The 15402-nt window shown below is 65.1% G+C and carries 5 protein-coding genes; 2 read left to right on the forward strand and 3 right to left on the reverse strand.

Annotation, left to right across the window (positions count from 1 at the left end):
• Position 1: 1 nt before the first annotated feature.
• Positions 2 to 7390 carry a type I polyketide synthase gene (locus tag JX552_RS17635; protein WP_205873317.1) on the reverse strand — a complete coding sequence of 2463 codons (7389 nt, stop codon included), beginning with the start codon at positions 7388 to 7390 and terminating at the stop codon, positions 2 to 4.
• Positions 7387 to 8370 (reverse strand): prenyltransferase/squalene oxidase repeat-containing protein, encoded by a 984-nt coding sequence (locus JX552_RS17640; protein ID WP_205873318.1) that lies wholly within the window; start codon positions 8368 to 8370, stop codon positions 7387 to 7389. Before JX552_RS17640 ends, JX552_RS17635 begins: the two co-directional genes overlap by 4 nt.
• Before the next feature lie 149 nt (positions 8371 to 8519).
• On the opposite strand from JX552_RS17640, the gene JX552_RS17645 reads away from it, so the two are divergent.
• Together JX552_RS17645 and JX552_RS17650 are read left to right on the forward strand one after the other, a co-directional pair.
• Positions 8520 to 10175, forward strand: a complete 1656-nt coding sequence (locus JX552_RS17645; RefSeq protein WP_205873319.1) for a class I adenylate-forming enzyme family protein — start codon at positions 8520 to 8522, stop codon at positions 10173 to 10175.
• Between the two features lie 317 nt (positions 10176 to 10492).
• Positions 10493 to 11440 (forward strand): cytochrome P450, encoded by a 948-nt coding sequence (locus JX552_RS17650; protein ID WP_205873320.1) that lies wholly within the window; start codon positions 10493 to 10495, stop codon positions 11438 to 11440.
• A gap of 10 nt (positions 11441 to 11450) precedes the next feature.
• Here JX552_RS17650 and metH read toward each other — a convergent pair whose 3' ends face one another.
• Positions 11451 to 15221 carry a methionine synthase gene (metH, locus tag JX552_RS17655; protein ID WP_205873321.1) on the reverse strand — a complete coding sequence of 1257 codons (3771 nt, stop codon included), beginning with the start codon at positions 15219 to 15221 and terminating at the stop codon, positions 11451 to 11453.
• Between the last annotated feature and the right edge of the window lie 181 nt (positions 15222 to 15402).

Here is a 15402-nt window from a genome sequence, read left to right on the forward strand (position 1 = left end):
ACTACTTGAGGCTCAGGCGGGTCATCACTAACGCCGAGAGTTCGCTGGCACTCGGTCCACGCATCAACTCCATGATGGTGATCTTGGTCCCGAACTCACGCTCCAGCCACGCGCCGATTTCGACCGCAAGCAGCGAATCGAGATAGTCCGTCAGCGGCATGTCGTCGTCGAGTTCGTCGCGGGGAATGCCGAGCATCGCGGCAACACGAGCCTTGATCGCCCCCGCCACCGACTCACCGCCAGTTTGTCCCGGCTCAATGCCCAGCCGCTGACCACGGAATCCGGTGTTCCCGGAGGCATCTGGCGAAGTTGGGCCGGGGTCGCCGATGTGCTCCCACCCCGGCTGGCTGCGAGGGTCCAGGCCGTAATGGCGAAAGAACTGCGGCCAGTCCATCGGCAACACACCGATCTGCGGCAGGCGAGTGGCCCACAGCGTCGTCATGGCAGCAAACGCCTGGGTCGAGGTCAACGATCGCATTCCGGTCATCGCGACGATCCGGCCGACCTCCTCATGCCTGGCCAGATAGCCGACGTCGGAGACGGCCCCCCAGTTCACCGAGAGCGCACACTGTCCGCGAGCCGACCTGGCGTGGGCGAGATGGTCGAGGAAGGCGTTGGCCATCGCGTAGTTGCCCTGGCCTCGATTGCCGATCATCGATGTCGCAGACGAGAACAGTACGAACGCCTTGAGCGGCAGATGTGAGGTCAGTACATGCAGATGCCAGGCACCAATTGCTTTCGGCGCCAACACCTTAGCGATGCGAGCCGAGTCCAGGTCGGCGAGCAGGGCATCGTCGAGAACCATCGCGCAGTGCAGCACCCCACGCAGTGGTGGCAGGTCGCCCTCGATCCGGTCGATAAGCGCAGCGACTGAGGCGCGCGAGCTGACGTCGGCCGCCTCGACCTCGACCTGGGCCCCGCGTCGCCGTAAGTCGTCAATCGTGGCAGCGCACTGCTCGTCCGGCACGCCGCCACGCCCCACCAACACGACGTGGCGCACCCCGCCATCCACCAGGTGTTCGGCCATTGCCAGGCCGAAACCTCCGAGGCCCCCGGTGATCAACCAGGTTTCGTGCCCGAACGGCGGTTCCGGGGCCCGCACCACGGGGAAATCGCGCTCAGCCATCGCCAGAACGAGTTTGCCCACATGCCGAGCGGCCGCCAGGTGCCGCATCGCCGCCGTGGTCTGCGACGGATGAAAGACGCGGTAGGGCAACGGGTGCAGGTCGCCGGCGGCGAAGCGTCCCATCAGCATCGCCAGCTCGCGGTGGACATCCGCGGGCCGGTCCACCATCAACTGACGCAGATCGAAGCTAAAATACGCGAGATTGTTCAGGAACGGACGCAGCCCGAGGCGGCTGTCGTTCAACAGGTCTCGCTTACCGAGCTCCACAAATCTGCCGTAGGGCGCCAAGGACGCGATGCTGCGTGACACCGACTCCCCCGCGATGGAGTTCAGCACGACATCGACCCCGGCGCCGGCGGTGACTGACCTGATGTGGTCGGCGAAATCGCATGAGCGCGAATCGAATACGTGCTGGACACCGAGCATCTGCAACAGTTCGCGCTTCTCCGGGCTGCCTGCTGTCGCAATCACCTCGGCACCCAGATGGCGTGCGATCTGCACGGCCGCCATCCCGGTGCCGCCGGCCGCCGCGTGAATCAGAACCCGTTCACCGGCGTCCAGCCGGGCGAGTTTGGCCAAGGAATACCAGGCGGTGAGGAACGCGATGGGCACTGAGCATGCCGCTTCGAAACTGAGGTTCGCGGGCTTGGCGACCACCCCGGTAGTCGGCAGCGTGACGAATCCAGCCGCGGATCCCTGCAGTGCGCTGATCGCCACCACTTCATCACCCACAGCGATGTCGGACACGCCGGCGCCGACCCGGGTGACGGTTCCTGCACACTCGATGCCGAACCGGTAGCCTACGGCGGATTCCAGCGGCGGCACCTGGCCCAGGGCGGTCATCACGTCAAGGAAGTTCAGACCCGTGGCCGCCACCTCGATCTCCACCTCACCGATGTCGGGCTTACGGCGACTGACCGTGTCATAGTGCAGGTCGTCCAATGATCCCGTGGTGGCCGCGGTGAGTTCGAATCCGATACCGGGCGCCACGTCGGCAGCGGACACCGTTGCTGGCTTCACTGCCGCGGGAACCAGCCTCCGGACGAACCGAGTACCGGCGCGCAGCGCGATTTCACGTTCGTCGTCGGAGTTGCACAGTTCCGCCCATATCGCGTCCGCGTCTTCCGGCGACGGTTCACGATCGAGATCGATTACCGCGTAACGCAATTGCGGTAGCTCAAGGCGCACCGTAGCGACCAGCCCCCACGCAGGCGAGCCGAAGAGGTTGACGTGGTCGTTGCGGAAGGAATGTGCCCCGCGAGTGAGCGCATACACTCGCGGCCGATCGGAGTCATCGGTGCGTCGAGCGATCTGAAGCAGATCGACGAGTTGCACCGACGCCTCGGTCAACGCCTGGTCCAGCGGCAGCTCGGCGGCACCGCGCACGTCGACGATCCCGACCGGTTTCACCGTCTCGACAAGCTCGTCAGAAACGATGTCCGACAAGACGGCCCGGCCACCGTCTGACTCGATTCGGGCAGCCAGCTCCCCCGCCACCGGATCGGTGCCGGTCAGAATCAGCCAGTTTCCGACGGGTCTCGAAGTGGGTGTGCCCTGCTGCTGATCTACGGCGTCCCAAGGCCGCCGCGCCAGCAGCAGTGTTTGGGAACCAGGACCGGCATGGTCCGGATCCCCGAAAGCGGCGACATCTCTAAAACCGTTGTCGCGGAGGAGCTCCTGCCATGCATCCGGATCCAGCAGCGGACCGTCCGGCCGCACGTGCAGGTCGCTGGCGGTCCACCACCCTGCTGTCAGACCGAAAGTGAGGTCGAGCCAGGCAGTGTCCGGAGCGGCTTCGATGAGCAGCAGCGCACCTCCCGGCGCGAGCACTCTGTGCAGCCGGGCGAGGGTGCTCCGCAGGTCGGTGGTGGCGTGCACGACGTCGGCAGCCACTACCAGATCGAACGATCCAGGGGGGAATGCCTCTGCCGGCAGTTCGTCTTCGAGATCGAGCACCCGGTAGTCGATGAAATCGTAGTCGCGGAAGCGTTCGCGCGCGGTTGCGACGAATCCCGCCGACACATCGGTGAAGACGTATTCGCAGCGCTGCGGCGGCAGTACGGGCAGCAGGGCTGCAGTCAGCCCACCGGTGCCCGCGCCGACTTCCAGGATGCGCAGCGTTCGGCGCGGATCGGCACTCTCGGCGAGCCGCTGCGTAGTGTCGCGGGCCAACATGTTGTAGAGCCGGGCGATCGGCGAACTGTGATAGATGGGTTCGATGTCCGTTGCCGCGCCCGACCCGAACAGCAGTTCCAACGGGTCGACCGCACCGGTGAGCACCTCGTGCAGCCGACTTCCCGTGCGCTGCAACAACAGCAACTCCCACGCGCATTCGGCATAGCGGTTGAACATTTCGGCCCAGAGCTTGCGCGGGTCACCCTGGCGCTCTGGCGAATCGGAGTCGGCGCGCGGCGTCCGGCGATACCGACCCGCCCGCTCAGTGAGCGAACCGTCCTCGACGAGAAGTCGCAACATGCCGCGAAAGGCGCGGTGATACCTGGGCAGCAGCGGGCCGAGGTCCGCCACCGTGAATTCGGTGGTCGGGTTCATGCGGTCAAGACACCCAGTCACATACGCGGCGCAAAGGGCGCGTACGTCCCGCTGATACTCGGTGGCGTAGACGTGTCGATCGAGGCGTGCGGCGAACCTGCGCGCATTGCGGTCGAGCTCGTCGGCCAGATCGGCGGGCCCCAATGTCAATGCGCTGCAGTGCGGTTGTGTGTACGTCCCGGATTGCTGCCAGACGAAGCGGTAGAAGTCATCGTCGATACGGCGGCCGGGTGCCGCCGACCGCGGGACCGCCCTGCCGGTCAGCGGGGTGAATTCTGCGAGCAACTCCCCCCGCTCATCCAGCAGGTAGATGTCGACAACCAAAGTATCGCCGCGCCGGCGGGGCCGGGTGTAGCTCCACGCAGGCATTGCGTCGTCGCGGTGAAGACGGACCCGCTCGATTCCTGTCGGTAAGTAGCTGATCGGCAGCAGCTCATCGGGCCGGTGAGGCGACGGGTGCAGTATCGCGCTCTGAAAACAGGCGTCGAGGACGGCAGGATGCAAGACATACCCGCTCAGATGGTTTCGCAATATTCGCGGTAGCCGGATGCGGGCCAGTGCCTCACCGATTCCTACGTGTAACCGGTCGATTCCGCAGAACGCCGGGCCATAGGCATACCCTTTGTCGGCGAGTTGACTGTAGATGTCCACTGCCGCATAGGATTTCGTGCAGCGACTCAAGATCGCCCCGACGTCGTACTCTTCGGTTCGCCCCGCGGCTTCCGGGTGGAATCTCCCCCGGACGTTGCGTATCCAACCGTCACCGCGCAGTGCGCGCTGGTGAATCTCGAAGACTCCTTGTCCAGGGTCGAGTTCGAGCCTGGACACCTGGGGTTCGTCGGAAAGCACACAGGCCCGCTCGAACTCTACGAACTCCAAGGCGCACGGTCTTCCGGTCAGTTCGCGCGCCGCATGCAGCGCGGCTTCGACGTAACAGGCCCCCGGCGCGATGACCGATCCGAGCACGTGATGGTGACGAACCCACGACAACCGGTGGTCGTCCCAACTGATCTCCCAGGACGGCCGCGTACCATCGACTCGTCTGAGCATCGGATGTTCCTGTCCAGCAGTACGATCGCGGCGGGACAGCGGACTCTCGTTCCAGAATGACTGACGCGTCCAGACCGTCCTCGGCAAGTCCAGGACAGGGGCTCGTCCTGGATAGCGCTGTCGCCAGTCGATCGGGTTGCCGGTGGTGTAAAGCGTGGCCAATCCGTTGAGGAAACTCTCCCAGTCGTCCTTATGCCGGACCAGTGACGGCACCACCACTGCCCCGGTGGTGATTTCGTTGAGGGAGTTGGCCAGCACCGGGTGCGGTCCGACTTCCACGAAGGTGTGGTAGCCGTCGGCAACCAGTGCGCGGACCGCCTGTTCGAACAACACCGGATTGCGGAAGTTGTCCCACCAGTAGTCGGTGCTCAGTTTGGGACCGTCGATCCTGCCGCCGGTGGCAGTCGAGTACATCGGAATGGTCGTCTCGTTGCCCTGCAGCCCGGCCAGCGACTCGAGCAACTCGTCGCGCAACGGATCCATGTCGGGACTGTGGCAGGCGCAGTTCACCTGCAGCAGTTTGGTATAGACGCCGCGGTCGTCGAGTTCGGTTGCCACGGCCTGCAAGGCCGCTCTGCGGCCCGACAGGGTGGTCGAGCGCGGGCTGTTGACCGCCGCCACCCACAGCTCGTCGGGCTGACGCAGACAGAGCTCGCGTGCTTCGGCTGCGGGCAGAGCGACATACATCATTCCGCCGGAAGCGTCGGCCTTCTCTTGAATCCGGGCCCGGGTGCAGATGACCCGCAGCGCATCGGACAGGCTCAGCGCTCCCGAAACGTACGCGGCGGCAATCTCGCCCATGCTGTGCCCAAGCACGGCACCGGGGTGCACCCCCCAGGATCGCCACAGATCGACCAGGGCGACCTGCACCGCGAACATGGCCGGTTGCAGACACTGGGTTTCTGCCACCCGTGACGAGGATTCGTCGGCAGTCAACAGGTCGAAGATCGACCAGTCGAGGTACTGGCCGGCCAGCCGGTCGCAGTCCTGGATTGCTGCCCGATACACGGACGAGGTTTCCAGCAGCACGCGCCCCATCGCGTACCACTGCGGACCTTGGCCGTTGAACAGAAACGCGATCTTCCTGCCGCTGCGCGGCGCATGTCCGCGAACGACATGCCCCGCTTCGATTTTGGCAGCCGCCTCAGCGGCGTCGATAGCCACCACGGCCATCCGGTGCTCGTGGTGGCCGCGTCGCAACGCTGTCGCCGCACCCAGCGATTCCAGGTCGGGTGAGCCCGTCTGCAACAGTTCGGCGTACTTCGCGGCTAGGGCGTCGAGGGCCTCCTCGGTGCGGGCGCTGATCGTCAACACGCGCGGATGCCGGGGCAGGGTCGTCGGCGGTAGCTTGCCTTCATCGGGGGCTTCGGTCACGACGACGTTGGCGTTTGTGCCACCGAATCCGAACGAGTTGACACTGGCGACGGCGCGAGAATGGCAATCGGGCCACGGTTGGGGACTCGTGGCGACGGCGATGGGCAACCCGGAGAAGTCGATATCGGGGTTGGCGCTGCGGAAGTGCAAGCTGGGAGGGATTCGCCGATAGCGCACGCACAGGGCTGCCTTGATGAGACCGGCGATACCGGCGGCGGCCTCCAAGTGGCCGATGTTGGTCTTGATCGACCCCAACAGCGCCGGTCCGTCCCTTCCGCGACCGGTAGCCAGCACCCGCCCGAGTGCGTTGGCTTCGATCGGATCACCGACCGGGGTGCCGGTGCCATGTGCCTCGATGTAGCCCACCTCGGCGGGCGCAATTCCGGAGGCCGCCAACGCAGCCCGGAAGTTCTCTTCCTGTGCCTGTCCGTTGGGTACCGTGATTCCCTGCGTACGTCCATCCTGATTGACCGCGCTCCCCCGGATCACCGCATACACCCGATCACCGTCCGCGCGTGCCCGGCTGAGCGGCTTGAGCACCACGATGCCGGCACCCTCACCGCGTACATAACCGTTGGCTGCCGCATCGAACGCGCGCGACCGACCGTCCGGCGACAGCATCGCGGCCTGACTCAGGGCGATGCTGAATTGTGGTGTCAGCATGAGGTTTACGCCACCGACAACGGCCAGTTCGCTTTCGCCGCAGCGCAGGCTCTGTACCGCGGCGTGTACGGCAACCAGGGACGAGGAGCAGGCCGTGTCGATCGTCATGCTGGGCCCGCGCAGGTCGAACGTGTAAGACAATCGATTGGACAGGATGCTCATGAATGTGCCGGTGGCCGAATGGGGTCCGAGTCCCTGCAGTTCTGCCGGCGCTGATTGCAAACCGCCGTAATCCTGGCTACAGGCGCCCACGAACACGCCGGTTCGCCCACCCGCAAGATCAGCGGGGACGATGCCCGCATCCTCGAGCGCTTCCCAACAGACTTCGAGCAACAGGCGTTGCTGAGGATCCATCTGTTCGGCGACGCGCGGCGATATGCCGAAGAACGCCGCGTCGAACGCATCGACGTGATCGATGAAGCCGCCCCATCGGGTGTTCATCCGGCCCGGCTGTTGTGGGCTCGCCGAGTAGAAGCGGTCAGTGTCCCACCGGTCGGCGGGGATCGGCCCGATCGCGTCGACGCCTTGCCCGAGGGCCTGCCACAGTAGCTGGTGGTCGGTGATACCCCCGGGCAGTCGGCAGCCGATCCCGATGATGGCTACCGGCTCGTCGGCCGTCGCGCTCACGATGACTCAAGCTCCCGGAGGGCTACCAGTACCTGTGCCGTGGTGAAAATGTCCTGCGGTGCCTGGAACTCCCGGTAGCCGTCCGTCTTCGGATACGGATAGTCACCACCGCACCACGACCCGTCGGCCCGACGGCGCTCCAGCAGCCAGGAGACAGCGCGGCCCACGGCGGGCGCGTCGGCACGCACACCCGCGCAGGCCAGGGTACCGAGAGCCAGCGCCGTGTGCAGTTCGGTGGACGCCGTCTGGCCCGCGCCGTCGGCCCGGCTGAACCAACTTCCGTCGCGCCGCTGCCGGGCCAACACAAAATCGCGAGCCGCGGCGACCTGCGGATAACCGGCGAACCTCATCAGAGCCGCCACCGTAGGCCGCAGCAGGTAGTAATACGACGCGTAGTAATACCAGTTGATTCCGAAATGGCCTTCGTAGTGCTGCTTGCTCACAAGGAAATTCAGCGCTTCGTCGAGGTGCATCGGTTCGATATCCAGACCATCGAGCGCCAGCAATGCGAATCCGGTTACCGAGGATTCCAACTGGAATGCTCTCGGGATATGGCTGTGCGTTTCCTCCCACGCCCCGTCTGTCCGTTGTCGTTCACGCAGAAAGAGCGCCTTGACCCGCGCCTCATCAGTTCGGCCGAGCAGCGTCAGCGCCGTGACGTACTCACTGCTCGTTTCGGTGCAGTACCGGTCCGATGCGATCTCGGCACCGCCCCAACTCAGCATTCCACTCGGTTTCTCCTGTTTTGCAAGGAATTTCAGTGCAGGTTCGACGATGTCAACCACTTCGAGGTGGATGATGTCCTGCCACAGCGCAATCGCCTTCAGGGCGTTGACCGTGTCCCATTCCCGGAACATAGCCGAAGCAGGGTCGTCCGCAATCGAACCGTCAGGTTGCAGACAATGCCGGAAATAGTCCACCGCATCTGCGACCACTCGATCAATGGGTACATGGCGAAGCCCAACAGCCGTCGAGAACATCCCGGATTCCTCTGGCACGCGGTGTGTCGATCGTCGCCAGGATACAACCTAGGGCGGCGGTTTGAACCTACGCGAGAAGCATCGATGTCTGTCTCGCACGGTGCTAGCCTGGCCTTGTTTTTTCGCCGAAGACGGGTTGAGGAGCAGTGGTGCGACATCACGGCGACGCCAACGGACGTCAGCAGCACCAGGCCATCACTCTGTGCGATCTCTTGGACTTGCGAGCGGCCGAGCACCCCGATCGAGACGCCCTCGCCTTCCCGGATGCGACGGTAAGCTACGCCCGCCTGGCTGAACGCGCCGACGCGGTCGCGAGGGGATTGCTGGCGCTGGGAGTGCAGCCCGGCGAGACCGTCGGTATCTTGTTGCCGAATTCGCCGGACTCCATCGCGGTGTTGTTCGGCGCGATGAAGATCGGCGCCGTGCCGGTGCCGATCAACACCCGGTTCAAGACGTACGAACTGACCGAGGTGATCACGCACTCGCGGATGCGCCTACTGGTCACTCAACCGGCGCTGCTCGCGGCCGTGGCAGCTTCGCCCGGTATCGCGCCCGGCCTCCAGATCGTATCGCTCGGCTCCCCGGATGCGTCTCCAGGGCTATTGTCCGAGAGGGATTTTCAGGCCGGAGCCAACCGGATCGAGGCGGGGTCGGTGCGCCGTCGACAAGAAAAGGTCACGGTGCACGACACCGCCATGGTGATATACACCTCCGGCACCTCAGCCAGCCCCAAAGGGGCGATGCTGAGCCACGAAGCGTTCCTCGGTGTGGCCACGGGTACCGCAGACTCCCGGTTCTTTCTCACCGGGCAAGACCGGGTGTGGAATGCGTTGCCGCTGTTCCATGTCGGTGGCATCACCTTTGTGATCACCTGCCTCTACGCCGGCTGCTGCTGCTGCCACGTCGGCTTCTTTCGCCCGGCCACCGCTCTGGACCATTTGGAATCCCAACGCTGCACCGTCGCATTGCCCGGTTTCGAGACCATCTGGCTTCCCGTGCTGAGCCAGCCCGACTTCCCCGCGCGGGATCTGTCCAACCTGCGGCTGGTGATGGCGGTGGGGGTGCCGGAACGGCTTCGCGACATGGCAAGTCGGCTTCCCACCGCGGTGCAGGTCTCGTGCTTCGGAATGACGGAATGCGCCGGCTTCTTGGCGTTGAACCAGCAGACCGACACCCCGGAGCAGCGCATGACCACCGGCGGACACCCGCTACCGGGCATGCAGTGTCGTGTCGTAGACCCGCACACCGGCCGAGACGTGCCGGCCGACACCGAGGGCGAACTGCTTTTCCGCGGTCCCCACTGCTTTGACGGCTATCTGCACGATCCCGAACTCACCGCTAGGTCATTCGACGACGACGGGTGGTTCCACACCGGCGACGTAGCCATGATGGATGGCGACGGCAGAATCACTTTCGTCAGCAGACTCAAGGACATGCTGAAGGTGGGCGGTGAGAACGTATCCGCAGCCGAAGTGGAAGGTTTCCTGCTGCGCCATCCCGCGGTGCACATCGCCGCAGTCGTCGCCGCTCCGGACGACTACTACGTCGAAGTCCCCGCGGCATACCTCGAATTGAAACCCGGAGCGACGGCGACCGAACAGGAGATCATCGACTTTTGCCTGGGCAACATCGCCACCTATCGGGTACCCCGGTACGTCCGGTTCGTCGACGAATGGCCGATGTCGGGCACCAAGATCAAGAAATACGTTCTGCGCGAACGTATCCGGAGCGAGCTGGTGGAAAAGAACATCGTCCGGGCACCCAGACTCGAGCCGACCCGAGACGCGCCGGGTCACTTCCGTTGACCGGGCCGCCGGCGATCCTGCGGCTGTATCGATCGCGACTGCGACTGCTCGCGGCGGCCGCGCTCGGCGATCCCATTGCGCGGGTGCTGGGCATGCCGCGGGGCTGCGACGGTCACGCGCGATATGAGCGGATACGCGCGAAAGGCGATCTGGTTCGTGGCCGGAGTGGTCTGTGCATGACCGCTTCGCACCCGCTGTGCAATCAGGTGCTTCGCAGTGAAAAGTTCGTTGCCGCACCGACATCGGCGGTGCGGTTGAATCTCAAACCCCTGCCCTGGCAGCGAAGCGGCGTGTTGGCGCATCCGCTCGACGACTCGTTGGCCGCCGCGAACCCACCCGAGCACACCAGGCTGCGTAAACTCGTGGCACCGCATTTCAGCCCGGAAGTCCTGCGGGCCCGGCGTGCGTTCGTCGAAGACCTGGTCGACCGGCAGCTTGATCGGCTCGACTGTGGTGAACCGGTCGACCTGATAGACGAGTTCGCGATTCAGGTGCCGAGCAGGGTGATTTCCGAACTTCTCGGCTTGCCCCATCAGGACCACTTCTTGTTCGCACGGTGGGGGGTGGAATTCGCTGCCACGATCGACGGCGCGCGCGGCCTGCGCGACCGACGCCGCATCCACCGTCTGCTCGCGGAAATGACCGAGTACTTCGCCGCCGTCGTCGCCGACCGCACCCGTCATCCCGGCGAAGATTTGATCAGCAGCCTGATCGACGCGGTGGCAGCGGACCTGCTCACGGAGGTCCAGTTGCTCGCCACCTGCCAGGCGCTGCTGATCGGCGGCTTCGTCACAACCTCCAACATCATCGGTAACGCCGTCGTGGCGCTGTCCCAAAACCCCCCGCAGCGTGCGGCTTTCACGGCGGATGTGGATCGCGCGGGCCGGCTGGTCGAGGAGGTGTTACGGCTGCAGGCGCCCGCGCAGTACAGCGTTCGCCTGGCGCGGGAGTCAACGACGCTGGCAGGTCACGAGCTGCACCCGGGCACCCCGGTGGTCACCCTCCTCGCGGCGGCCAACCGCGACCCGGCGGTGTTCGCCGACCCCAACGCGTTCGACATCGGCAGGCCCAACTCCCACGAGCATCTGTCCTTTGCCGCCGGAGCGCATTATTGCCTAGGCGCCAGCCTGGCCCGGCTGGAAGGGACGATCGCGCTACGGGCGCTCTACGCGCGCTACCCGGATCTCACAATCGCGGGTGACGTGAGCTACTTCCCGTCCCGTGTCATCCGGGGGCCCCTGCACCTGCCTGTCCGCTGCCGCTGAACCGTCGAGCTCAGTCCTCCGGGTTGTAACCGAGGTTGGGAGCCAACCAGCGCTCGGCTTCCTGCAGCGTCCAGCCCTTGCGCCGCGCGTAGTCGGCGACCTGGTCCTGAGCCAGCCGGCCGACCACGAAGTATTGCGACTGGGGGTGCGAGAAATACCAACCGCTGACGGCGGCGCCGGGCCACATCGCCATCGACTCGGTCAGCTCGATGCCGGTCCGCTCCTTGACATCCATCAACTTCCAGAGCGTCACCTTCTCGGTGTGCTCCGGGCATGCCGGGTAGCCGGGGGCAGGACGGATGCCCCGGTACTTCTCACCGATGAGCGCGTCGTTGTCCAGGTGTTCGTCCGGCTGGAATCCCCAGAATTCCTTGCGGACCCGCTGGTGCATCCGTTCTGCGAAAGCTTCGGCCAGCCGGTCGGCGATCGACTCCAACAGGATCGCGCTGTAGTCGTCAAGGGCAGCCTTGAACTCTGCGATCTTTTCCTGGCTGCCCAGACCCGCGGTGACAGCGAAGGCGCCGACGTAGTCGGCCAGACCAGTGTCCTTGGGGGCGACGAAGTCACCCAGCGACCGGTTCGGGATGCCGTCGCGGTGCGCGCCCTGCTGGCGCAGGTTGTGCAAGGTGGTCAGCACCTGGCTGCGGGTCTCATCGGTGTAGACCTCAATGTCGTCCCCGACCGCGTTCGCCGGGAAGAACCCGATAACCCCGTTGGCCGTCAGCCACTTTTCCTTAATGAGGGTGTCGAGCATCTCCTGGGCGTCGTCATACAGCTTGCGGGCGGCCTCACCCGAGGCCGGGTTGTTGAGGATGTCAGGGAATCTGCCCTTCATCTCCCAGGCGTTGAAGAACGGCTGCCAGTCGATGTACTCGCGCAGTTCGGCGAGGTCGTAGTTTGCGAACTCCCGCACGCCGAGCCCCTGAGCGGGCTCCGGCGGCGTGTAGTCGTCCCAGTCGATCGGCGTCCGGTTCGCGCGGGCCTTCTCCAGAGGCAGCATCGGCCGCTCGTTCTTCTGGGCGTGCCGTTCCCGAAGAGATGCGTAGTCCTTCTCGGTGGCCTCCAGCAGGGCCGGCCGTTGCTTGTCGTCGAGGAGCGCGGCGGCGACCGGCACCGAGCGGGAAGCGTCCTTGACCCAGACCACCGGACCGCTGCGACGTGGCGACACCTTCACGGCGGTGTGGGCGCGCGAGGTCGTCGCGCCGCCAATCAGCAGCGGGATCTCCAGGCCCTCGCGTTCCATCTCAACGGCGAAGTTGACCATTTCGTCCAAGGACGGCGTGATCAGGCCGGACAGCCCGATGATGTCGGCGTTGTGCTCCTTCGCCGCCTCCAAGATCTTGCTCGCGGGCACCATCACCCCGAGGTCGATCACCTCGTAGTTGTTGCACTGCAGGACGACCCCGACAATGTTCTTGCCGATGTCGTGGACGTCGCCCTTCACGGTCGCCATCACGATGGTGCCGTTGGTGTCCTTCGCGGAGACGTTGGACTCTTCCTTCTCCGCCTCGATGAACGGCAGCAGATACGCCACGGCCTTCTTCATCACCCGGGCCGACTTCACGACCTGAGGCAGGAACATTTTGCCCGAGCCGAAGAGGTCACCGACGACGTTCATGCCGTCCATCAACGGGCCCTCGATCACCTCGATCGGGCGACCACCCGCGGCGGCGATCTCGGCCCGCAGTTCCTCGGTGTCCTCGTCGACGTGCGCGTCGATGCCCTTGACGAGGGCGTGCGTGATCCGTTTGCGGACCGGCAGGCTGCGCCACTCCGCTGCGGCGGGGTCCTCGGACTTCTCGGACTTGTTGAACCGCTCGGCGATCTCCAGCAGCCGCTCGGCGGCATCCTCACGACGGTTCAGCACCACGTCCTCGATGCGGTCCCGCAGTTCGGGATCGATCGAGTCATACGGCACCAGCGCACCGGCGTTGACGATGCCCATGTCCAGTCCGGCCTTGATGGCGTGAAACAGGAACACCGCGTGGATCGCCTCACGCACGGGATTGTTCCCCCGGAACGAGAACGACACGTTGGAGATACCGCCGGAGATGTGCACCCCGGGAAGGTTCTCCTTGATCCAGGCGCATGCCTCGATGAAATCGATCCCGTAGGTCGCGTGCTCCTCGATGCCGGTCGCCAGCGCGAAGCAGTTGGGGTCGAAGATGATGTCCTCGGGCGGGAACCCCACCTCCTCGGTCAGGATCCGATAGGCGCGCCCGCAGATCTCCTTGCGGCGCTCCAGGTTGTCGGCCTGCCCTTTTTCGTCGAACGCCATCACCACCACGGCCGCGCCGTACTTGCGGCACAGCCGCGCCTCACGGATGAACTTCTCCTCGCCCTCCTTCATAGAGATCGAGTTGACGATCGGCTTGCCCTGCACGTTCTTCAGGCCCGCTTCGATGACGTCCCACTTGGAGGAGTCGATCATCACCGGGACGCGGCTGATGTCCGGCTCTGCCGCGACCAGCTTGGTGAACCGGTCCATCGCGGCGACGCCGTCGATCATGCCCTCATCCATGTTGATGTCGATGACCTGCGCGCCTACCTCGACCTGCTGCAAGGCTACCGACAACGCGGTGTCGTAGTCCTCGGCCTTGATCAGGTTGCGGAACCGGGCGGAGCCGGTGATGTTGGTGCGCTCACCGATGTTCACAAACAGCGAGTCGTCGGTGATATTGAGCGGCTCCAGGCCCGAGAGCCGAGTGGCCACCGGAATCTCCGGCAGTTCGCGCTGCGGCTTACCCTCGACGACCTTGGCGATCTCGGCGATGTGCGCCGGCGTCGTTCCACAGCAACCACCGACCAGATTGACCAGGCCGGCCTCGGCGAACTCGGCGATGTAGCCGGCTTGCCGCTCCGGGGACTCGTCGTACTCGCCGAAGGCGTTGGGCAGTCCGGCGTTGGGGTAGCAGGAGACGAAGGTGTCCGCGATCCGTGCCACTTCAGCGATGTAGGGCCTCATCTCCGGCGCACCCAGGGCGCAGTTGAGCCCCACCGCAATGGGTTTCGCGTGCCGGATCGAGTTCCAGAACGCCTCGGTGACCTGACCGGACAACGTCCGTCCGGAAGCATCGGTGATGGTGCCCGAGATGATCACCGGCCAGCGGCGTCCCCGGTCCTCGAACAACGTCTCGACGGCGAACACCGCCGCCTTGGCGTTCAGCGAGTCGAAGATCGTCTCGATGATGAGGATGTCGGCACCGCCGTCGACCAGGCCGTTGGCGGCCTCGAGGTAGGCGGCGACCAGCTGGTCGTAGGAGACATTACGGGCGCCCGGGTCGTTGACGTCCGGCGAGATCGACGCGGTCCGCGTCGTCGGCCCCAGCGCGCCTGCCACGTAACGGGGCTTCTCGGCGGTGCTGAACTCGTCGGCAACCTTGCGGGCCAGGGCGGCTCCGGCGTAGTTCAACTCGTACGCCAGCTCCTGCATGTTGTAGTCCGCGAGCGAGACCGCGTTCGCGTTGAAGGTATTGGTCTCCAAGATGTCCGCGCCCGCCTCTAGGTACTCGCGGTGGATTCCCTCGATGATGTGCGGCTGCGTCAGGCTGAGCAGGTCGTTGTTTCCGACCAGATCGCTCGCCCAGTCCTTGAACCGCTGGCCGCGATAGCCTGCCTCGTCCGGCCGGTCCCGCTGGATCGCTGTGCCCATCGCGCCGTCGATCACCATGATCCGCTGGCGCAGCGCAGCCGTCAGTTCCTCGGTGCAGTCCGGGCGGATGTCCGTCGCGAAGCTTGACGCCGGAGCATTCAGAGAGGCGTTCACGTACGTTCCTTCCATAACGGAAGGCGTCCTTGACTCTGTCGAGCGTGGCGGTTATTCGGGGACCGAGGTCCCCGGATAACCGTTGCAACGCCTCTCGACCAGAAAAGTCTACGTCGTCGCGCGACATTCGGACGCCCACCTTGACCGGGCCCGCTTGCTGGTCGCGGTGCCCCCAGGCGCCAGCTCGCGGATCGGG

It is taken from the genome of Mycobacterium gordonae, assembly GCF_017086405.1.
In the GTDB taxonomy this organism is placed as follows: Bacteria; Actinomycetota; Actinomycetes; order Mycobacteriales; family Mycobacteriaceae; genus Mycobacterium; species Mycobacterium gordonae_D.

Excerpts from the sequence above, each read along its gene's own strand:
- JX552_RS17640 (WP_205873318.1), bottom strand. The coding sequence starts at position 8,370 with ATGTTCTCGACGGCTGTTGGGCTTCGCCATGTACCCATTGATCGAGTG.
- metH (WP_205873321.1), bottom strand. The coding sequence starts at position 15,221 with ATGGAAGGAACGTACGTGAACGCCTCTCTGAATGCTCCGGCGTCAAGC.